The organism is Sporosarcina sp. E16_8 (assembly GCF_017347095.1).
Classification (GTDB): Bacteria; Bacillota; Bacilli; order Bacillales_A; family Planococcaceae; genus Sporosarcina.
The window spans coordinates 137,192-159,126 of the sequence record NZ_JADPRZ010000002.1 but is presented as its reverse complement, the minus strand read 5'-3'; the positions used below and the strand labels follow the sequence as shown (position 1 = coordinate 159,126).

Annotated in this window: 20 protein-coding genes; 16 read left to right on the top strand and 4 right to left on the bottom strand. The window is 41.1% G+C overall.

Features of this window, described 5'->3' with window-relative positions; all coding sequences use genetic code 11:
• Positions 1-101 precede the first annotated feature (101 nt).
• Positions 102-566, top strand: a complete 465-nt coding sequence (locus I2484_RS02590; RefSeq protein WP_207149460.1) for a GNAT family N-acetyltransferase — start codon at positions 102-104, stop codon at positions 564-566.
• A 392-nt stretch (positions 567-958) separates the two neighbouring features.
• Here I2484_RS02590 and I2484_RS02585 read toward each other — a convergent pair whose 3' ends face one another.
• The gene (locus tag I2484_RS02585) at positions 959-1,759 is read right to left on the bottom strand and encodes an NAD kinase (RefSeq protein ID WP_207149459.1); all 801 of its coding nucleotides are present in this window, start codon (positions 1,757-1,759) and stop codon (positions 959-961) included.
• A gap of 105 nt (positions 1,760-1,864) precedes the next feature.
• Between I2484_RS02585 and sppA the strand changes: the two genes are divergently transcribed.
• The 6 genes from sppA (at position 1,865) to lepB (ending at position 7,246) form a co-directional block, all read left to right on the top strand.
• Positions 1,865-2,878 carry a signal peptide peptidase SppA gene (gene sppA / locus I2484_RS02580; RefSeq protein WP_207149458.1) on the top strand — a complete coding sequence of 338 codons (1,014 nt, stop codon included), beginning with the start codon at positions 1,865-1,867 and terminating at the stop codon, positions 2,876-2,878.
• A gap of 13 nt (positions 2,879-2,891) precedes the next feature.
• Positions 2,892-3,482, top strand: a complete 591-nt coding sequence (locus I2484_RS02575; protein ID WP_207149457.1) for an RDD family protein — start codon at positions 2,892-2,894, stop codon at positions 3,480-3,482.
• A gap of 30 nt (positions 3,483-3,512) precedes the next feature.
• The gene (gene tpx, locus I2484_RS02570) at positions 3,513-4,019 is read left to right on the top strand and encodes a thiol peroxidase (protein ID WP_207149456.1); all 507 of its coding nucleotides are present in this window, start codon (positions 3,513-3,515) and stop codon (positions 4,017-4,019) included.
• Positions 4,020-4,083: 64 nt separating this feature from the next.
• The gene (locus tag I2484_RS02565) at positions 4,084-4,995 is read left to right on the top strand and encodes a class I SAM-dependent methyltransferase (RefSeq protein ID WP_207149455.1); all 912 of its coding nucleotides are present in this window, start codon (positions 4,084-4,086) and stop codon (positions 4,993-4,995) included.
• A 79-nt stretch (positions 4,996-5,074) separates the two neighbouring features.
• A complete protein-coding gene (locus I2484_RS02560; protein ID WP_207149454.1) occupies positions 5,075-6,265 on the top strand; it encodes an acetate kinase in 1,191 nt (396 codons plus the stop codon).
• Between the two features lie 348 nt (positions 6,266-6,613).
• A complete protein-coding gene (lepB, locus tag I2484_RS02555) occupies positions 6,614-7,246 on the top strand; it encodes a signal peptidase I (RefSeq protein ID WP_207149453.1) in 633 nt (210 codons plus the stop codon).
• A 578-nt stretch (positions 7,247-7,824) separates the two neighbouring features.
• Here lepB and I2484_RS02550 read toward each other — a convergent pair.
• Positions 7,825-8,274 carry a universal stress protein gene (locus I2484_RS02550; RefSeq protein WP_207149452.1) on the bottom strand — a complete coding sequence of 150 codons (450 nt, stop codon included), beginning with the start codon at positions 8,272-8,274 and terminating at the stop codon, positions 7,825-7,827.
• 446 nt (positions 8,275-8,720) lie between these two features.
• Here I2484_RS02550 and ald point away from each other — a divergent pair, with 446 nt between their 5' ends.
• A complete protein-coding gene (gene ald, locus I2484_RS02545; protein WP_207149451.1) occupies positions 8,721-9,839 on the top strand; it encodes an alanine dehydrogenase in 1,119 nt (372 codons plus the stop codon).
• A gap of 285 nt (positions 9,840-10,124) precedes the next feature.
• Here ald and I2484_RS02540 read toward each other — a convergent pair whose 3' ends face one another.
• Positions 10,125-11,222 carry a M24 family metallopeptidase gene (locus tag I2484_RS02540; protein WP_255551012.1) on the bottom strand — a complete coding sequence of 366 codons (1,098 nt, stop codon included), beginning with the start codon at positions 11,220-11,222 and terminating at the stop codon, positions 10,125-10,127.
• Between the two features lie 103 nt (positions 11,223-11,325).
• Between I2484_RS02540 and I2484_RS02535 the strand changes: the two genes are divergently transcribed.
• Both I2484_RS02535 and I2484_RS02530 read left to right on the top strand, forming a co-directional pair.
• Positions 11,326-12,006, top strand: a complete 681-nt coding sequence (locus I2484_RS02535) for a metal-dependent hydrolase (RefSeq protein ID WP_207149449.1) — start codon at positions 11,326-11,328, stop codon at positions 12,004-12,006.
• A 124-nt stretch (positions 12,007-12,130) separates the two neighbouring features.
• The gene (locus I2484_RS02530) at positions 12,131-13,438 is read left to right on the top strand and encodes a DRTGG domain-containing protein (RefSeq protein WP_207149448.1); all 1,308 of its coding nucleotides are present in this window, start codon (positions 12,131-12,133) and stop codon (positions 13,436-13,438) included.
• Positions 13,439-13,674: 236 nt separating this feature from the next.
• On the opposite strand, the gene I2484_RS02525 is transcribed toward I2484_RS02530, so the two are convergent.
• Positions 13,675-13,995 carry a YtpI family protein gene (locus I2484_RS02525; RefSeq protein ID WP_149578932.1) on the bottom strand — a complete coding sequence of 107 codons (321 nt, stop codon included), beginning with the start codon at positions 13,993-13,995 and terminating at the stop codon, positions 13,675-13,677.
• A 92-nt stretch (positions 13,996-14,087) separates the two neighbouring features.
• On the opposite strand from I2484_RS02525, the gene I2484_RS02520 reads away from it, so the two are divergent.
• The 6 genes from I2484_RS02520 to I2484_RS02495 all read left to right on the top strand — a co-directional run bounded on the left by I2484_RS02520 (position 14,088) and on the right by I2484_RS02495 (position 21,885).
• Positions 14,088-15,023: a DHH family phosphoesterase gene (locus I2484_RS02520; protein WP_207149447.1), complete on the top strand. Its 936-nt coding sequence runs from the start codon at positions 14,088-14,090 to the stop codon at positions 15,021-15,023.
• 20 nt (positions 15,024-15,043) lie between these two features.
• A complete protein-coding gene (dnaE, locus tag I2484_RS02515) occupies positions 15,044-18,127 on the top strand; it encodes a DNA polymerase III subunit alpha (protein ID WP_255551011.1) in 3,084 nt (1,027 codons plus the stop codon).
• 319 nt (positions 18,128-18,446) lie between these two features.
• Positions 18,447-18,866, top strand: a complete 420-nt coding sequence (locus tag I2484_RS02510; protein WP_207149445.1) for a hypothetical protein — start codon at positions 18,447-18,449, stop codon at positions 18,864-18,866.
• 547 nt (positions 18,867-19,413) lie between these two features.
• Positions 19,414-20,073 (top strand): FadR/GntR family transcriptional regulator, encoded by a 660-nt coding sequence (locus I2484_RS02505; protein WP_207149444.1) that lies wholly within the window; start codon positions 19,414-19,416, stop codon positions 20,071-20,073.
• The gene (gene accD / locus I2484_RS02500; RefSeq protein ID WP_207149443.1) at positions 20,070-20,930 is read left to right on the top strand and encodes an acetyl-CoA carboxylase, carboxyltransferase subunit beta; all 861 of its coding nucleotides are present in this window, start codon (positions 20,070-20,072) and stop codon (positions 20,928-20,930) included. Before I2484_RS02505 ends, accD begins: the two co-directional genes overlap by 4 nt.
• A gap of 1 nt (position 20,931) precedes the next feature.
• Complete coding sequence (locus tag I2484_RS02495; RefSeq protein ID WP_207149442.1) at positions 20,932-21,885, top strand: acetyl-CoA carboxylase carboxyltransferase subunit alpha; 954 nt, start codon at positions 20,932-20,934, stop codon at positions 21,883-21,885.
• The last annotated feature ends 50 nt before the right edge of the window (positions 21,886-21,935 follow it).

Genomic DNA, 21,935 nt, shown 5'->3' with positions numbered 1-21,935 from the left:
TAAAGAATTCCATCAAACCGCTTCGGCTATCCCTAGTAAGGCGTCTGCGCTCAATTTATAAACGTATTCATATATTCGACGGAAATAAAAGGAGGATAATAGTGATTGAAAAAATAGATATTACAAATCCTAAAATTGCTGAAGAGGTATTAAGCGTTCAAATCCCTTCGTATAAGGTAGAGGCGGAGCTGATCAATTTCTATGACATTCCACCATTAAGGGATTCGGTTAGCACATTACAACAATGTGGAGAAACTTTCTATGGATGCTATTTAGATGGAGAGCTGAGTGGAGTCATTTCTATAAAAGTGGAAAAGGGTCTAATTGATATTCATCGGTTAATGGTACACCCACAGCATTTTAGACAAGGAATTGCCAAGAGGTTATTGGCTTTCATTGAAAGAGTCGGAGAAGGTAATGAAACACTGATTGTATCAACAGGCTCTAGAAATGCACCAGCAATCTACTTCTATGAAAAAAACGGATTTATAAAAACTGGAGAAACAAAAGTAATGGATGGTCTTTCAATAACTTCATTTGAAAAGAAAAAAACTCGATATCGCTAACAGGCTTCTTCCGTTAATAGAACTATATTACGGGACTGTACTGACTAATGCGCGTCTATTATTAGAAAGGAAGGATAAAATTAAATAGCTATATTCAGTAAAGCAGTGAGTGATTCGACAGGGGAGCAAGGAATTGTTAATATGATAAATCCACAACATAAATTCAGCTTTGGTGAAGAACCGTATTCCCTTACATACTTTGACCCAATAACTCCAAGAAGAAATGCTATCGCCCTTATCCCTCGAGGAGGAATGAACTGCAATTCCTCCCCAAGCCTGTCGTGAATATTTTGCCGAAAGCGAGTCGAAAACATACTAGTCCAAATGAAGGTTTTTTGACATAGCTTTCTAGGTCTTGTGGAGGGTAATAGTTAATCGACAGAAGTAATCTTTTATAAATATATTCGCTGCACTTTCTCCCAAAAGGAGTTATTTTTAAGTTTTACTGTTTTCACCGTTTTATCGCTTAATCTAATTTCCACACTTTCAACCTGGCGAATCCCAAGCGCTTCATTATCGGCGGCGACTAATGGGAAAACGTTGCCATCCTGATGAACTTTTAGTTGAAATTTGCGTTCGCCGCTCAAAATGAAGGACGAGCCAAGTGTTCTGTATTTATTATTGTTTACGGAAGCAAGTTCAGTCACTTGGAAACACCGAAGTAACGGATCAACAACTGCTCCATTGACTGATTTATTGTAAGCAGTACTACCAGTTGGTGTGGAAATTATTAGTCCATCACCAAGGAATGTTTCGAACAGTTTATCGTCAATAATGACATCTAGGACGAATGTCCGAATAATATTTGAGCGAATACTGAATTCATTTAGGCAATAGAATGGTTGGTGATTATCAATCTTTACTTCGATAAGCGGATATTTTCTCACTTCAAGTCCTGCTTTACGAATGGTCTGCGTCATTTCGAAAAGATTATTATAATGAAAATCACAGTAAAGTCCGGGTTTACCAGTTAAAGAAATGCCGGCATACAAACAATCCTGCCGGAAACCGGTTTTTCGAACCGCTTGTAAAAACGAACCATCGCTACCGATACTGATGATAATATTCGCATCTTTATCGTTGTCGGTCATTGTAAAACCCTCATGACTCAACGCCTCTGCTACTTTGGATTTTTTATCAAGTGAATCTTCATCATGTTTACTGTAAATAAAAATATTCATTCGATCTGTCATTACACAAAGCCCCCTCTGAATAAGTTATACTGATTTTACCATGGAGTGAAACATTTTGGTGTGCCGGAACGTATAAGGTAATGAAATGAAATGGAGGAATTTGAAATGACAATTAAACGATGGATTGCGATCATCGTCGCTACGGTACTTGTTTTTGTTTCTGTAGGCATCAATTCGCTATCGTACATATTTACGAGAGACTTCAACGGTTTCTTTGAAGACATGATGGCAACGTCAACTTCAGGGTATGAGGAAACGATTATTGAGGAAGGAAACGGTAAGGATAAAATTGCCGTCCTCTCGCTTAATGGCGTTATTCAGGATTTGGGGGATACATCATCCCTTTTCCAATCTGGGGGCTATAATCATCAATATTTTATGAATCAGCTAACAGCGATTCTTGAGGATACTAGTGTGAAAGGTGTTGTCCTTGAGGTGAATTCACCTGGTGGTGGAGTTGTTGAATCAGCAGATATTTATGATGCCCTTCGCCTGATTCAAGTAGAAAGAGAGATTCCGCTGTATGTTTCGATGGGTGGAATGGCTGCTTCAGGCGGTTATTATGTGTCAGCACCAGCCGATAAGATATTTGTTAATCGCGAAACGATTACAGGCTCAATCGGAGTTATTATGGAAAGTGTTAACTATGCGAAACTTGCCGAGAAATACGGCATTGATTTCAACACGATAAAAACAGGTCCTTACAAAGATATTATGAGTGGATCGCGTGAGATGAAAGACGAAGAACGCGTTATGCTTCAAGAAATGATAAATGATTCCTACGAGCGTTTCGTTGATATTATCGTAGAGGGCCGCGGCATGACGGAAGCTGAAGTGAAAAAAGTAGCTGATGGCCGTATCATGAATGGGCGTCAGGCAATCGAAGCTGGACTTGCAGACGAATACGGCAAGGTGGGCGATGTTATCACTGCGATGAAAGAAGATAATAATCTTCAAGATGCCACTGTCTTTGAGTATACGTCCCTTGATAGTTGGACTTCTATGTTCGGTGTGAAGGCAGGAAATATGTTTGGCAGTACTATTGAGTCTGAACTGATTGGCAAGTTATTAAACGATTATAATGCACCACGGATGATGTATTTATATGGTGAAAAATAAGGAGGGCTAGCAAATGTCGGAACATATTGAACAACATTCAGATCTGACTGGAAATGCCACTGCTGCGACGCCTGTTCCGGATTACGAGACTATTCAAGCAGTGCATTATCGGGCAAAGTATGCGGGTTTCTGGACGCGACTCTGGGCATATGCAATCGATCTACTTGTTTTATCAGCAATAAGCGGGATTATCATCAAACCGATTTTTCGAGTTGCAGGTTGGGAGATTACTAATCCCCCGTTCTTCTTTTTCAGCACCTATAAAGTCACAATCCTTATCTTGCTGTTGCTTTACTTCACACTAATGACGAAGTATTTACAGCAGACAGTAGGGAAGATGATCATGGGCATAAAAGTTGCAGCTAAAGACGGAGGCAAGCTTACGTGGGGGTCTGTCGTATTCCGTGAAGTCATGGGAAGATTCATATCGAAAATGTTGGTCATCCCTTATCTGCTAGTCCTATTCATGCCTAGAAAAGAAGCATTGCATGACTTATTCGCTGATACAGTTGTCGAACATGAGCATTCTTATGAAAAAGAGATGCGTGTAGATTACCGAAAGCGGATTGAGGGACAACAGTTGCAAGACAGTACTATCATTTAGTAAGATAGACTTAGAAGAGGAGGCGTCATAATGGCTAACGTTACATTCAAGAACAACCCTGTTACATTGCTTGGAAAAGAAGTTGCAGTAGGTGATACTGCGCAAGATTTTACAGCGCTTGCGAACGATTTGAGTCCGGTGACACTTGCCGATTCGAAAGGGAAGATCAGGTTAATCAGTGTGATTCCTTCAATTGATACGGGTGTCTGTTCAACGCAGACGCGTAAATTTAACGAAGAGGCTGCATCTCTGGGAGATGACGTTCAAGTGTTGACGATTTCTGCCGATCTTCCTTTTGCACAAGCGAGATGGTGTGCTGCTGAAGGTATTGAAAATCTACAAACACTATCCGATCATCGGGATCTATCCTTTGGAGAAGCGTACGGCGTTGTAATGAAAGAACTCCGCTTGCTTGCACGTTCAGTCTTCGTTATCGATAAAGATGATAAAGTGACTTATGTTGAGTATGTCGGCGAAGGCACAGACCATCCTGACTATGAAAAAGCGATTTTAGCGGTAAAAGAATTAACGAAGTAATTAAAAAATACTAATTAAAACCCACTCGGAAACGGGTGGGTTTTGTGAGTTGAGGGATAACTAAATGACAACAAATACAGAGAAAATATTTTCATTCATTGATGCATATGCAGAATCTACAGAAGTACTTTACCTAGAAGCAATTATTGACATTTGTCAAAAGTGGCTTTCAGGAGAATCGCAACCTAAGATATCAGAAGCAGTAACGAAAGAGGATATTCGTAGAGGTATCCAGCTTGCAGTCCTGAAAGGGATGAAGCAAAATGTACAGCCTAACCACCAGATGACTCCTGATTCAATTGGGATGCTCATTGGACATATCGCTGGGAAATTGGTGACAGGTGAACAAGGCATTACTCTCCTAGATCCTGCAGCTGGTACAGGAAATCTCCTCTATACGGTCATGAACACAATTGAGAATGATGTCACAGCAACAGCAATCGAAATTGATGATTTGTTAGTGAGATTGTCTGCTGTGACTGCGGAATTACTTGAACACCCTGTCACTTTCTATGTCCAGGATGCATTGCGGCCTTTATTTGTCGATCCGGTCGACATCACCATAAGCGATTTACCAGTCGGATTTTATCCTGATGATGAAAATGCACTCAATTATGAATTGATGCCTGCAGAGGGACATGCTTATGCACATCATCTGTTCATTGAACAATCAATGAAGCATACGAAACCAGGTGGGCACGGTGTATTCATCATACCCGCGAATTTGTTTGAGTCTGATCAATCGCCGATATTGCATCCCTATTTGAAAAAACAAACGAATATCCGAGCAATTATTCAGTTACCTGATTCGTTATTTAAAAATGTAGCACATGCGAAAAGCATACTAATCTTACAAAAACCTTTACCCGAAGCGAAAGTGTCACATGATGTCCTCCTTGCGAAAGTTCCGAATATGACTGATAAGCATGCCATGGCCCTTTTTCTTCAGAAAATTGATATTTGGTCTACTGAATAAAGAGTAAATCTAGACTCGCGGAGTAGCTAATTGTTTAGATTTGCCTAGTAAAGAAATTAGCTTAAAAGGAGCGCTTTATATGCGGAACATTTTAGCGATAAACGCTGGAAGTTCGTCCTTGAAGTTTCAGCTTCTCCAGATGCCAGAAGAGCACGTAACGGCAAAAGGTCAAATTGATCGAATTGGTCTTTCAGAATCGGTTTTCATTATGAAGTTCGAACAAGGCAGAGTAGAAAAGAGTCAAGATATCCAGAATCATACCGAGGCTGTATCCATGGTTCTTAAAATGTTAATCAGTGAAGGGGTCGTTCGTTCATTCGATGAAATTGATGGAATCGGTCACCGTGTTGTTCATGGCGGCGAAATTTTCAGTGATGCCGTACTCATTAATGATGATATAATCGCAACCCTTGAGGGACTCTCAAACCTTGCTCCACTCCATAATCCGGCAAACATAGTTGGCATTAAGGAATTTAGAAGAGCGTTGCCTAATGTGCCTGCTATTGCGGTTTTTGACACGGCATTCCATCAGACGATGCCTGAAAGTTCTTTTCTCTATCCGTTACCTTACGAGTATTATGAGAAATATGGAATTCGGAAATACGGTTTCCATGGCACAAGCCATAAGTATGTAACAGAACGTGCTGCGGGATTATTAAATCGTCCACTTGAAGGTACGCGTCTTATTTCCTGTCATTTGGGAAATGGTGCGAGTATTGCGGCTGTTGAGGGTGGGAAATCTCTCGATACATCGATGGGTTTTACGCCCCTTGCAGGTGTGACGATGGGAACGCGTTCAGGAAATATTGATCCCGCACTTATCCCGTATATTATGGAGCAGACGGGAAAGACGGTTGAAGAAGTGCTGGACGTTTTGAATAAACAATCAGGAATGCTTGCTATTTCAGGGTTTTCAAGCGATTTACGTGATATTGAAATCGAAGCTTCAAAAGGGAATGCGCGTGCACAATTGGCTCTAGACGTCTTTGCAGATCGAATTCATAAATACATTGGTTCGTATGCGGCGAGGATGGGTGGAGTGGATGCGATTATCTTTACAGCTGGAATCGGTGAAAATAGTGATGTCATTCGTAAGAAAGTGTTGGAAGGTCTTGAATTTATGGGGGTTTACGTTGACCCAGATTTGAATACTATTAGGGGCAAGGAAGTGCATATCAGTTTCCCGTACTCTCCAGTTAAGGTGTTAGTGATCCCGACCAATGAAGAAGTTATGATTGCGCGAGATACGATGCGTGTTGCGAAGTTATAAATTATCCAATTGGTTGTTAGTTAAAAAAGAGTTGCCCGGGAAATAATAACCCGTTCAGTAGATTTGTACAAAAATCAAAATAACAGAACAAATCGCAAGGTTTATAACTCACGATAGGATATACATTCAACCATAAGATAGCACCTCAATTCGTATGTTCTCTCACAAAGGGAATGATAGCGGGTTTAGGTGTTTTTTCTTTGCCCAATCTTTCCATCTTCATACACTTTGTATGTTAATAATCACTAAAAATGAGTATTCTATTAAAACGCCAGTTAGCAGAAAACTCAATTTTGAAAAGGGGGTCTTTTGAATCTCGGGTATAATGATTAAAAGGAGATGGTGGATTTGAAAAAAATAAGTATAGTGGTGATTATTCTTTTCTTAGCATCTTGTTCAGCGGAGACAATAAAGGATGAAAATACAAAACCAGAAGTCATGGTGGTCGAAACTACTGAAAACACTGCATTAATAGAATGGAGTTCGGATGCAATGGACAGGGGGAACCACGATTATGACACATTCGCTCATAGTGAATTGGTTGTGGAGCTTAGTTATTTGGATGTGAATCGCGGGGATGTAATTTACTATAAAACACCTGTGGCTGTCCTTAAGCGTTACCCTCAGTCGCCTGAATATTATATTGGAAGGGTAGTTGGTTTACCAGGTGAAACTGTTGAAATAAAAGAAGGGCAAGTTTTTATTGATGACAAAATAGTAGATGCTTTTTATGCTAAAGCAACTATATTGGGAATGGAAGAAGAAGCATATTTTAATAGAAAGGACACTCTCGAAAGTGTGAATATAGAATCTGCTAAGGAATATTTTGCGACTAATATGGACCCCGTAAAAGTGGTAGAAGACACAGTATTTGTTTTAGTGGACCAATGGTGGAGAGGGACGGACAGTAGAGAGTTCGGGGTATTACCGCTAGATAGCGTGGAGGGGCAAGTTTTAGGTTATAATAAAAATGAATCATAAAAGTATCTTGGCTTGAGGCAAGATACTTTTCTAACAGGTCACTTTCGATAAAAATGAAAGTTGTTTTATACCTTCTGCATTTTTTGGTTGAATAAATCTCATCTTTTCCCTCTCCATTTCCCTTCAAATTAACCACTGAATTAGAGTTGGTTTTGACACGAAAATGTCACCTTACAATAATTTTTGTAGGTCGTTTAATTCATCTGTCAATTCAATTGTTAGAGTATGTGCGATTTGTTTGTAACATTGATGTATAGGAATTTCAAAGACCGCTAATTCATATGAGAATTAGCGGTCTTTTTCGTGCTTTAATTTGTGTTTTGTACCACTCAACTGAACGGATTAGGGAAATAATTGGCTACTTTTTTTATTATTACCTAGGGATCTATAAAACTCATACTGTGGATAAAATGTAACATAGAGATTTCACGTTCAGACACCAGCACCTAGAGGCTCGGAGGCTCACAGGATGTGGGGCACGCAGCTGAGAGGGATTAAAACCGCATCCCTCTTTATTACCGTAGGACGCAGCGTACTTAGGCTGCGTTCATCTGTTGCAGGCGCTTGCGCTTTTGTTCTTATAATGCTTCAGGTGTACGAATGACAAGGACGTCACATTTTGCGGAGCGGACGATGTTTTCGGATACACTACCGATTAGGAAACGTTCGACCGCATTCAATCCAGTTGCGCCACAAATGATAAGGTCTGCAACTAGTCTTTTTGAAATGTCTTTAGAAATCATTGTTTTTGGTGACCCGTATTCTACCATGACATTGACGTGCTGCAAGCCAGCTTTCTCGGCTTCCAATTTGTAGTTGTTTAACAATTCTTCTGCGAACTTCTGTGCTCTCTCGGCAATCGACCGATCATAAGCCTCAACTGCAGCATACGAGCGTGTGTCGATGATGTTAATTAAATTTAACGTAGCTTCGTTTCTATCAGCAATTGCCACCGCTTTTTTGAAAGCCCACTCTGATTCTTTTGATCCGTCGACAGCAACAAGAATTTGTTTGTATACTAATGTCATTTAACTCACTCCATCCTTAGATTGGTATACTTACTTACTTCTATAAGAAAGGGAGAAAAACCTTTTAGAATAAAAAAATAAAGTAATGAATAGTTTTAATTTCGACAAAATTGTTACGCTTTTGAATAAAGGTTTAAAAAATATGGCGAATAATAAGACTTATACCAAATAGAATATTCTGCGAATTGATAAAGTACAGCAAAAACCCTTACTATCTGATAATATTAAAAATAGATTGGTCCGGATGAAAACTTATACCGCATTAACGAGCAGTAAGACCCCCACTTCAAGTCTTCGAGGAAATGAGAAGGATTAGTGGGGGGGCAACTGCTCGTAAAAGCCCCAATGGTTAAACCAACAATCAGTGGGGGATTAAGACCTCCTGATTGAAGATTAACTTTTTCAAATGGCCAACTAACTAAACGTTATCTCTAGGAGGAATTGCAATGATTATTGGTGTCCCAAAAGAAGTGAAAAACAACGAAAACCGTGTCGCTATGACACCTGCAGGCGTCTTTAACTTAAAGTCAGCAGGTCATGAAGTTATCATTGAAAAAGGTGCGGGTCTAGGTTCAAGTTTTACGGACGAGGATTACACTAAAGCTGGAGCTAAAATCGTTGCAACTGCAGAAGAAGCATGGAATGTAAATATGGTTATGAAAGTAAAGGAACCAGTTTCTGCTGAGTATGGTCATTTCAGTGAAGGGCTTATCTTGTTCACTTATTTGCATCTTGCTCCTGAAGTGGAATTGACAAAAGCACTTCTTGACAATAAAGTTGTAGGGATTGCTTACGAAACAGTACAGCTTCCAAACAACTCGTTGCCTCTTCTGGCTCCTATGAGTGAAGTTGCAGGGCGTATGGCTACACAAATCGGTGCACAATATTTACAACAAACAAATGGCGGTAAAGGTATTCTATTGAGTGGCGTGCCGGGCGTTTCACGCGGTCACGTAACTGTTATTGGTGGTGGACAAGCTGGAACAAATGCTGCTCGTATTGCAGTTGGAATGGGTGCGAAAGTAACAGTTCTTGACTTGTCAGTCGATCGTCTGCGTCAATTAGACGAAATCTTCGGCAATGATATACAGACACTTGTTTCAAATCCATTCAACATTGCTGAGTCGGTGAAAAATGCGGACCTTGTTATCGGGGCTGTTTTGATCCCTGGAGCGAGAGCACCGAAACTGGTCTCAGAAGAGATGGTTAAATCAATGAAACCAGGATCTGTTCTTGTAGACATCGCAATCGATCAAGGTGGTATTTTTGCAACATCGGATCGTGTAACGACTCATGATGAGCCAACTTATGTTAAACATGGTGTTGTTCACTATGCGGTAGCGAATATGCCAGGTGCGGTTCCACAAACTTCAACAACTGCATTAACGAACGTTACAGTTCCTTACGCACTTCAAATTGCGAACAAAGGCTACAAACAAGCTTGTTTGGACAATGTTCCTCTTCAAAAAGGTATCAACACAATGGAAGGGCATGTTACATATAAAGCTGTAGCAGATGCTCAAGGTGTTGAATATGTATCCGCTGAAACCCTATTGAATCAATAATATTTAACTAGAATCAGCAAAAGTTCCTGCAGATATAAAAAGGCTGTCCACACTTGTTAGAGTGTGGACAGCCTTTTTCCGTAGTTTAGGAAACTTTAAAATCACGAACTGTGGATAAGCAGCAACATAGAGATTACGCGTCCAGTCTCCAGCGTCTAAAGGCTCGGATGCACACAGGATATGGATGAAGCCAGGAGGGATTGAACTGCAATCCCTCCTTATTGTCACAGGACGCGGCGAACTTAGGCTGCGTTCATCTGTTACAGCCGCTTGCGCATTTGTTCATTACGGTTGAATAATCTGCAATTCTTTAGGGAACTTGGTCAATACTTCGACGCCATCAGCTGTAACGACAACATCATCTTCAATCCGTACACCCGTGACTGCAGGATTATAAATACCAGGCTCGATGGTGAAGACCATTCCTTCCACAAGAGCAAATTCGTTTGTACCAGTCATGGATGGGAACTCGTGAACTGAAATTCCAAGTCCGTGACCGATACGGTGCGTGAAGTATTCACCGTAACCCGCTTGATCAATTACATCACGCGCAGCTTTATCAATTTCCATAGCCTTGACGCCGGGACGGACCAAATCAACAGCAGCCTGCTCCGCTTTTCTTACCGTTTCATAAATTTCGCGCATTGCATCCGTAGGTTCACCGAACGCGACTGTACGTGTAATATCTGAACAGTAGCCATTATAAACGACGCCCAGGTCAAAGAGGATGAAGTCGCCTTTTTGGATTTTACGATCTCCAGGTGTACCGTGTGGAGAAGCCGTTTTCGGACCAGAAAGAACCATCGTATCGAACGACATTTTCTGAACGCCTTTTTTCTTCATTTCAAACTCAATTGCCATAAGAATCTCAAGTTCAGTTTTTCCTTCAGCGATTTCCCTGCAACCAACTTCAATTGCGTAATCAGCCAGTTCGGCGGCTTTACGTAAATTGTTTAGTTCATCTTCGCTTTTGATGTTACGCATACCGTTAAGCTGTTCGTCAAGGCGAACGAATTTAGCACCTGCAAATAGGTGATTCATCCGTTCTAGTCGCTCCACTGTCAAATGCGATTTCTCAATTGCGATTGAAGTAGGGAGTTCACCACGTTTACGGACAGCCTCCATAACGATTTCCCAAGCATCATCTGTATCTTCATGTCCAACGGCATCAAAAGACCAACCAGCTGTTTTTACGTCAGGTACTTCCATCAAGGGGCAAATAACAAAAGGCTCTGCATCTTTAAATACCATTACGCCAAGAAGACGTTCATGCGGGTCGCTGTGGAATCCCGTTACGTAAAACACATTATCTGGTGTAGTAATAAATGCTGCGTCAAGGTTTTCTTTCTGTAAAAATTGTTGTATTTCTTTAACTTTACTCAATTTAATGACCTCCTCTAAGAATACTTCTATCATAACAAAAAAGAGGGTTTACAGGTTGAATAACGAAAATTGAATAAGATAAAAAAATGGAGGAGATTATTAAATGCAAATTTCATACCATGGTCATTCGATTGTAAAAATAAAAACAGGTAACTATACAATACTCATTGATCCGTTCATTACGGGAAATAAGCTTACGGATCTTGAAGTTGGAAACGAAAAACCGGATATTATCTTATTGACACATGGACATAATGATCATGTAGGGGATACGGTGGCAATTGCAAAGGCTAGCGATGCATTAGTCATAGCCCCAAATGAGCTTGCCGTTTACTTGGGGTGGCAGGGGATACGCACACATGGCATGAATATTGGAGGTGCCTACAAATTTGAATTCGGTACAGTGAAATATACCCAAGCGTTTCATAGTTCCTCATACACGACAGAGACCAATGAAATTATTTATACGGGTATGCCCGCGGGTATTTTAGTAATGGCGGAAGAGAAAACAATTTATCATGCTGGGGACACAGCTATTTTCGGTGATATGGAGATGATCGGTAAACGTCATCCAATCGATGTCGCATTTGTTCCAATCGGTGATAATTTTACGATGGGCCCCGAAGATGCTGCATACGCAGTCGAGTTGCTCAATCCTAAACTAACTGTACCAATTCATTTCAATACATTCCCACCAATTGAGCAGGACCCCGAAACATTTAAGGCGCTTGCAGAAGGGCATGAAGTGAAGATAATGGAGATTGGGGAAACCTTAGAATTATAAAAGTGCTATACGAAAGTTCTTTTCATAGATCTTATCTATTGCGTTCAGTCGCCCGTTTAGCGCTTTTATTAAGCCTTTTGTGGTAGAATGTCCTTAAGGTTATGATAGAGAAAAAGGTGAAGACATGGCGACAAAACATGAATTGATACTCCGTTATATCGAGGGGCTAGCCGTCGGTGAGAAAATTTCGGTCCGCCAAGTAGCAAAGGCGCTGTCTGTCAGCGAAGGGACTGCTTACCGGGCCATCAAAGAGGCGGAAAATCAGAAACTCGTCAATACGATTGAACGTGTAGGAACAATCCGGATTGAAAAGAAAAAGAAAGAGAATATTGAACGTCTTACATTTGCAGAAGTGCTTAACATTGTCGACGGGCTAGTGATTGGAGGCCGTGGCGGATTGCATAAGACGTTGACGAAATTCGTTATAGGTGCAATGCAATTAGATGACATGATGCGCTACATTGACGCGGGAAGTCTTTTGATTGTCGGAAATAGATTGAAAGCGCATGAAACGGCGCTTCTTGCAGGGGCTGCAGTGCTAGTAACTGGAGGATTTGACGCATCCGATGAAGTGAAGAAGTTAGCGGATGAATTGGAACTCCCAGTTATTTCGACAAGTTATGACACATTTACCGTTGCGACGATGTTGAATAGGGCAATCTATGATCAGTTGATTGAAAAAGAAATTTTACTGGTGGAAGATATTTTGACCCCACTTGCTGATACGATTACACTTTCAGTGAAGGATCAGGTCACTCATTTTCATGAGGTAAACGATAGGACGTCTCATACTGGTTATCCAGTTGTAGAGAAAAAGGGGAAACTTGTTGGTGTAATTACTTCACGTGACGCAATCGGTAAAAAGGATGATGAATTGATTGAAAAAGTAATGACACGTCATCCGATAACAGTTGCGGGGAAAACATCTGTTGCTTCGGCCGGTCATAGTATGATTTGGGAAGGTATTGATTTGTTGCCGGTTGTTTCGGATGCAGGGTTGCTTGCTGGAATTATTAGTCGTCAGGATGTGTTAAAGGCACTTCAAATGACCCAGCGTCAACCACAGCAAGGCGAAACAATTGATGATATTGTTAAAGGTCAGATGAAAACCATTCCAGAGCAACCGCATACTGTTGAATTTACAGTCATCCCTCAGATGACGAATCAGTTTGGTTCTTTGTCATATGGAGCATTGACCACCCTTTTAACTGAAGCGGGCAACAGGGCCATAAAAATGCGGAAACGCGGGGAAAGTGTCCCTGAAAACATGTCGCTGTATTTTATTAAGAATGTTGAACTTGGAAGTGTAGTTGTCGTTATTCCAAAGATATTACATATGAGTAGAAGGTTTGTAAAAGTCGATTTCGACATACAAACCGAAGGTGACCTAGTTGCAAAGGCTATGATTATGTATCAACTATTTGAACGGTAATTAAAGAACGCAGTCGAAAATCGCAACGTCCTGTTGCAACTACTGCATGACAGACTTCATGTGGGCCTAAGCGAAATGCGCGGGATAGCCCCGACAAGTAGGAGGGATGAAGTTCAATCCCTCCCTGCTAAAAGGCTTGAAGATACAGGCGTTCTTTTCCTTTATCAGCAAAACTGAAGCGACTGGAGGGGCTGGCGCATGTAGACTAGACAAAAAAACTGATGCACACTTGCGCATCAGTTGTCGTTCAACTTTGTTTCTTCATCTACAAAGCTTCTGTAATGTTTGTAGGCCTTGAAATTGAAAATGCCTACATAAGCCCCGAATAAGATAAATAAGGCAGCAATAATATACGTAGTGATACCGTCAAAGAGCATCAGCTGATTGAGTCCGAAAAACAACAGCAAACCGCCAAGAGAGGCACCAGACATACTGGCATACATTTTTTTGCGAATTGGAAATAGCGATCTAGTGCGGAACTGCCGCGTCTTAAAGTAAAAATAGAAGACCGCAGAAGCAATGATGAAAAATACGAATATGAAATTTATCGTTAACATGAAAGCCCTCCATTACATACAAACTTCTTACATTGTAGCGGCTTTGGGGGCAGAATGCGAACTGAATATATCGAAGCTTGGGGGAATCGGATATGAAAAGACAAATCATCGACACAATTGAAAAGTACGATAAAATTATTATTCATCGTCATGTAAGACCTGATCCTGATGCATATGGATCACAATTAGGACTTAAGGAATTGATAAAAGCAAACTATCCTAATAAGCAAGTGTTTGCAGTGGGCCAACACGAAGAATCACTTACCTACCTAGCGCAACAAGATCACGTCGAGCGGTCGTTTTATGAAGGAGCTCTTGTGATTGTTACTGATACAGGGAACACGGGTCGAATTGACAGCGAGTATTATACAGAAGGTGCTGTGCTTATGAAAATTGACCATCATCCCGATGCAGATCCTTACGGTGATATCAAATGGGTTAACACCTCCGCGAGCTCGACATCTGAAATGATCTATTTTTTGTATGAAGAAGGCAAACAGTCTTATGGATGGAAAATGACTACTGACGTGGCTAGACTGCTATTTGCGGGAATTGTCGGAGACACAGGACGTTTTCTGTTTCCGAGTACAACAACTACTACTTTCGAAGCGGTAAGTGAACTAATCAAATTTGATTTTGATCGACCGGAATTATTTGCGGGGATGTACGAGGTTAAGCGGGAATTGCTACATCTAAAAGGGTATATGTACCAAAACTTTACAATGGACGAAAATGGAGCAGCATTCGTTAAAATAGACAAAGCGACACTCGAACAATTTGGGGTAACTGCATCTGATACATCTCAACTCGTTGGGGCGTTAGGTGACGTCCAAGGAATTGTTGCTTGGATCATATTCATAGAAGAAGAGGATCAAATTCGCGTTCGACTGCGCTCGAAAGGTCCTGTCATCAATACTTTGGCTGCCCTATACGGCGGCGGTGGACACCCTCTTGCTTCTGGTGCTTCTGTCCACTCATGGGAAGAAGTGGACGAAGTCATCGCGAAGTTAAAACAATTGTGTGTATAAAAAAAGGCGGAGGGATTGCATTGACACTTGTCTATCCGCAAGTAGTAACTGGCGCTGATCTTTTACGTGGCATTAATAAACTTGATTACCTAGCCCCGCTTCTGAAAAGGAGAGGGGCTAAAGCTGTTGCAATTGTTAACTCAAAATTGTATGGCGTTCGTTCATTTTATAAAGTGATGAAAAAATACGATATTCGCCCAGTTATCGGGTTATCCATCTTTTTAGAAATTGGAGAAGGAGCAGTTGTGCTTCTGTATGTCTATGCAAAAGATGATGAAGGCTATCGCAATCTACTGAAAATGAGCAGCGCCGTTTCTGTAAGAGAATCTGAAACACTGCCGTTGCAATGGTTGAAAGCATATAGTAAAGGTTGTATCGTCGTATTCCCATTGACGGATGTATCCTGGGGACCCATCTTATTGGGAAATGAAGAAATGTTTCGGCGAGTCATTAAGGATTGCGACAAATCATCGACTTTCATTGGTGTTGCTAGGCCGGGAGGTATCAGACATCCTGACGAAGATTTAATTGAAAAAATTGCAGATAGTACTAGTACGCCTATTTCTGCGGTCTACGAAAGCCGGTACACCGAGAAGGAAGATGCATTCGCTTATGAAGTTGCAGAAGCGATTCGGACAGGATTCAAGCTGAATGACCCGGCTAAGCCTGAAAATCATCAAAAGGCGGCATATCTCCCAGAAGAAATAGAGCTTGCTGAATGGTTCTCAGACAGGCCAGAGTGGCTTACGATCGCGTCAGATATCATATTGTCTTGTGATGCAACACTGCCTCCGAGTCAATCGCTTATGCCTGTGTTTCCAGTTCCGGTGGGAGAAACTTCAACAACTTTATTGGAGCAAAATGGCATGACAGGTTTGCAGAAACGACTAGGCAAAGTGGACGAGACATACAAAGAACGCCTTCGTTATGAAATCAGTGTAATTAGTGAGATGGGCTTTGCTGATTACTTCCTGATTGTCGAAGATTTTATGCGTTACGCCAAAGAAAATGCTATCTTGACGGGTCCGGGGCGGGGGTCTTCGGCCGGGTCGCTCGTTGCATATGCTCTCGGCATCACAGATGTTGATCCGATTAAATATGGGCTTATATTTGAACGATTTCTTAATCCGGGCCGTATAACAATGCCAGACATTGATATCGACTTTGCGGATAATCGACGTGCAGAAGTAATTGACTATGTCGCGCAGAAATATGGGAAGACAAATGTCGCGCAAATCATTACGTTTGGTACGCTTTCCGCCAAATCAGTCGCCCGAAATGTGGCACGTGTGTTTGATTTTTCAAATGAAGAAATGGCTTATTTGTCGAAGGAAATTCCAAATAGACATAAAATTACGCTTGAGGCGGCAGTTGCAGAATCGAAGGCACTGCAAGATTGGATTGCGATTGATCCGATACGAAGTGATTGGCTGAAAGCGGCAATCCGCCTTGAAGGATTGCCCCGTAACGCATCTACACATGCTGCAGGTGTGATTTTATCGCCTGTCCCGCTCGTTGAGGTAGTACCACTTCAAAGTGGAGCGGATGGGATTTACCTTACCCAATGGCCGATGGGGGATGTTGAAGAACAAGGTTTATTGAAAATGGACTTTTTAGGTCTGCGTAATTTAACTTTACTAGACCGTATCAGGTCAATGATCAACTACGATAAAGGAATTCGTTTGGATTTTGAAAGGATTCCCCTAAACGACGAAAAAACATTTGAGCTTTTTAGAGCGGGTGATATGACTGGGATCTTTCAGTTTGAATCTGATGGAATGAGAGATGCCCTCAGGTTGATTCGCCCAAATAAATTTGAAGATATTTTTGCGATTAATGCACTTTATCGACCGGGGCCGATGGACAATATTCCGCTGTATAGCAGGCGCAAAAATGATAAAGAAAAAATAACATATATTCATCCGCAACTTGAACCTGTTTTGAAAGAAACCTATGGGGTTATCGTCTACCAAGAACAAATCATGGAAATTGCAGTCCGCGTGGCGGGATTTACGATGGGTGAAGCGGATCTGTTAAGGCGTGCTGTCAGTAAGAAGAATCGGGAGAATCTAGAAAAAGAACGAACTCATTTTACGCAAAAAGCTGTCGAAAATGGTTTTCCGGAAAATTCGGCTATTGCAATTTATAATCTTATTGTAAAGTTTGCGGACTACGGATTTCCGAAAAGTCACGCTGTTGCCTACTCCCTCATCTCGTACCGGCTTGCTTATTTGAAGGCGAATGAACCCGCTTATTTTTATGCTGCACTCCTTTCATCAATGACTGGAAATAATGACAAGGCAATGGAGTTAATGCGTGAATCTGAGGCGGCAGGCGTTAAGATTTTACCGCCATCTATTATGTATAGTAAATATATGTATACAGTTGAGAAAGGCTCAATTCGGATTGGACTTGGCGCTATCAAAGGTGTGACGCCTACATTTTACGATGCTATAAAGCGTGCAAGGAAGTCTGGTGGCAAATGGAAGTCATTATTTGATATGGCAGCATCAGTCGGTGGGGATGTATTTACTGAGAAGGCCATTCGTCCACTTGTAAAAGCAGGGGCACTCGATGAGTTCGGAGAATCACGGGCTGTTTTACTCGCTTCAATTGACGCAGCGATATCTCATGCATTGTTCATCCGCCCTGATGATGGGGATGATTTATTGAGTGAAGTGCTTCGTTCTGTGGCAAGCCCGAAATATTCTCCGGGTGGAACACTGCCCCGCATGACCTTACTCGAATATGAAAGAGAAGTGCTTGGATTCTATCTTTCAGAACATCCTGCGGCAGAAGTGAAAAAAGCGGCAGGTGGTGGATTCCATACCATTACTTCAATTGATGCAATTCCAGACCGTGCGTATGTGAAAATGGTGGGTCTTATTACTGAGATTAAACGAATAAGAACGAAAAAAGGGGAATCGATGGCATTTGTAACGATTCAAGATGAGACGGGACAAATTTCTTGTACGTTATTCCCAAAACAATATACGATTTCAGAAAACGAGCTTGTTGAAATGGCGATAATTCATGTCGAAGGAACTGTTGAACGTCGTAGAGGTAAGCCGCAAATACTTGTTCAACAAACGAAAAATAGTTAAGAGGCATGCCAATAACGGTAACTGGTTCGGTACATGGGGAGAAAACGTTAAAAAGCATGGCATATGGGGACGCAATTCGCATATGAATTGATGTCCCTATTTTTGTTGTTGTATCAACGTTTAAGGCGAATATCGATAGTAAATCGCATTAAAATTGGTGGGTGGAATGGTTTCCTTGAAAACAATTTTGAAATAATTGAAAACGTCGAAGGGAACAAGGTATTTTGTGCTAAAATAGATTCTAAGAGGACGGCTTATTAAACAAACGAGCCAAAATTAGGATTTTTTAATTAAAATTATTTGAAGGGATTGTGAAAAGTTGAGAAGACTTTTAGTCCTAATCTTTGTGATAGGTAGCATTTTGTCTGGGTGTAGTAATGATGAAGTATCTTTTTCAGAAGTAAGTATAGATAAAGTTAAAAAGGATGTAAAAGATTTTATTTTGCATATAGAAACTTCTGAAAGTAATAAGGGGAACGGCATTTATATGTTCAATGATTCAGAAAAAAAACACTATTTGTATCTTAATCAAGACTTTTTGGAAAGCAAAAATGGTTTTGGGAGTTTGGATATTAAGGTCGATGATAATTCTTGGAACTTATATTTAAGCAAAGGTTCTGAAGTAACGGAGTTAGTAGACGAATATAAATTATACAAAATAAAGTTGAATGAGGAATATGAATACATGAAAGTATTTAAAAATGGTGAGGAAACATATTTTCAGACGATAGGTCCATAAAAGAATTAAAGGAACTCTTGCACTAAACTAGACACGATTCTAGCATAAAGGCACTGCTCGTATTCAATAAATGGGTTCGATTGTGGAACAAGTGATACGAAATTTATAGTAGGAAATACGGTAAGTAAAAAACGCACAGGCTTAATAGTCTGTGCGTTTACTTTTGCTTTTTCTATTGTTAATTCATGTATAATACATATTCTAAATAGGTTGTTATTTGACTTGTTATTGTTGTTTTTCTCCCCATCAACCGAACCCGTTACAATAACGGGCATACCTTTTCATTAATGCATAACATGTGCTGAATAACCTAGGTTAACTAGTAAATGACTGGCCACTATTGTGATAAGGCGCTAGGCGCCCTATGTACAGGTGTTTTCGAATCGCTTTGATCAACAGACGTGCGGTTGCATATATGTATGTGTTATGTGTTGTAATTTGGCTCAATTTCCACCTTTCACTTTACGTTCAGCATCGTTTTCTGTATGCTAAAGACAGGAGTGGTCAGACCACTTTTCATCATGTATATTTCCAAAGGGGTCCACGCATGCAAAATCCAAAACCGTCGTCGAAGATGTTTCTAGATATTGTCGGAGAACTTAGATCGATAATTACAGAAGAAGGCATTGAAACCGGTGGAAAGCTACCTTCCGAACGTGAATTGGCAGAGCGTCTGCAGGCAGGAAGGTCCACGATTCGTGAAGCGTTACGAAGTTTGGAACTGCTCGGACTTATTGAAACGCGGCGAGGTGAAGGGACATTCCTTGTCGATTTCCGGAAGCATCAGCTCGTTGAAGTCCTTGCAGCTTTCATCATGCAACAGCCAGACTCTGTCACTGATGTCCAAGGAACACGGAGAATTCATGAGACTGCGGCAATCCTTGCTATATGTAAAGATAGTGCATTACGGGCATTACCTGTATGGGAAAGCTTGTTGAAAAAAATTGAACAGGATGGGGAAATTTTACGAGAGGACCTCGTCCGCGAGATGATTGTTGCTGCTGGAAATCGATTGTCGCTTAAAATCTGGTTTTTATTAAAACAATATAGTAAAGTACCATTCAGTGAAATGACAAAAGTTAATGAAAACGATAGTGTGAAAATGTTGCTTCTAAACTTGGGCGATGGCAATGTGATTGCCACATTGGAAGCCTATTCTGAATGGATTGAACTAGTTGAAAGTGAAAGAGGGGACAATATTAAATGATTCGAGATCTTTTTATGAAAAATAGAAAAAAGCATACGACGACAATACCTTCTGTTGACGCTAAAAATGACGTACCTGAAGGAATTATGACAAAATGTCCAGAATGTAAAAATATCATTTTAACAAAAGATTTAATCAAACTAATGAAAGTCTGCCCTAAATGTGATCATCATTTGAAGATGACAGCAGCAGAACGCGTGGCTTGCCTATTCGATGAAGAGACATTCAAGTCAATTGACGATCATTTGAAAACGGAAAATCCACTTAATTTCCCTGCTTATACTGAAAAAGTTGAGTCAGATGCGAGAAAAACGGGTTTGAATGAGGCAGTTCTTACTGGAACAGGTAAGATCGATGGACTGGAAATTGCTGTAGCCATAATGGACTCACATTTCCGTATGGGCTCGATGGGGTCGGTTGTAGGTGAAAAGATTACCCGCGCAATCGAAAAAGCGACTGTACTTGGCATTCCAATGATTATCTTTTCTGCTAGCGGCGGAGCACGTATGCAGGAAGGCGTGTTATCGCTCATGCAAATGGCGAAAACGAGTGTCGCACTTACACGTCATGCGAGTCAAGGTTTGTTATATATATCTGTCATGACATACCCAACGACAGGCGGAGTGTCTGCAAGTTTCGCGTCTGTGGGTGATATTAATATCGCGGAACCAAAAGCTCTTATAGGCTTTGCGGGTAGACGCGTTATCGAACAGACTGTTAGAGAGAAATTGCCGGACGACTTCCAAACGGCAGAATTTCTCCTGGACCACGGCCAACTGGATGCAGTCGTTCACCGTAACGATATGAAAGAAACTATTTCTAAGATTGTTCGACTTCACGTGAAAGGGGCTAACTGACATGGGGAAAACGTTGAAATTTGAAGAACCGATTATCAAGCTTCGCGAGAAAATCGTTGAGCTAGAGGAGTTCACGGCGACCAACTCAGTTGACCTTTCAGAAGAAATCGGAACGTTAAAGGTTCGATTGAAAAACTTGGAAGAAGAGATATATGAGAATATGGAACCATGGGACCGCGTTCAAGTTGCGAGGCACCCGGAACGTCCGACTACAATTGATTATATCACTATGTTGTTTGAAGATTTTATGCAACTTCACGGCGATCGGGCTTATGGCGATGACGCAGCAATTGTTGGTGGTATCGCTTCATTTGAATCGGTGCCAATAACAGTTATTGGCCATCAGCGTGGGAAAGACACAAAAGAGAACGTCAAACGAAATTTTGGAATGCCACATCCTGAGGGGTATAGGAAAGCGTTGCGTCTCATGAAACAGGCTGAAAAATTCGGTAGACCAATCATTTGTTTCATCGATACGAAAGGTGCTTTTCCGGGCAAGGCAGCTGAAGAGCGGGGACAAAGCGAAGCGATTGCACGTAATCTTGTTGAAATGGCTGGCTTGACTGTTCCGGTTATTTCTATTGTCATTGGAGAAGGTGGAAGTGGCGGAGCACTAGCACTTGGGGTGGCAAATCATATTCATATGCTTGAGCACTCAACTTATTCCGTTATTTCACCTGAAGGGGCCGCAACCATTCTTTGGAAAGATTCAAGTCTTGCCAAACAAGCCGCAGAAGCTATGAAGATTACAGCGCCACACTTGAAAGAAATGGGTATTATCGATGCTATTATTCCTGAAGTTCGAGGTGGTGCCCATCGTGACTCTAAAGCGCAAGCGATTAGTATCGGGAATGCAATCCGAACTTCGTTGAGTGAATTAGGAACTCTGGATGGCAAAGGTCTAGTTGACCATCGTTATGATAAATTCCGCTGTATTGGCGTTTTTACTGAATAAAAGAAAGATGCGGGTGACCGCATTTTTTCGTGTTCACAAAAAAATAGAAT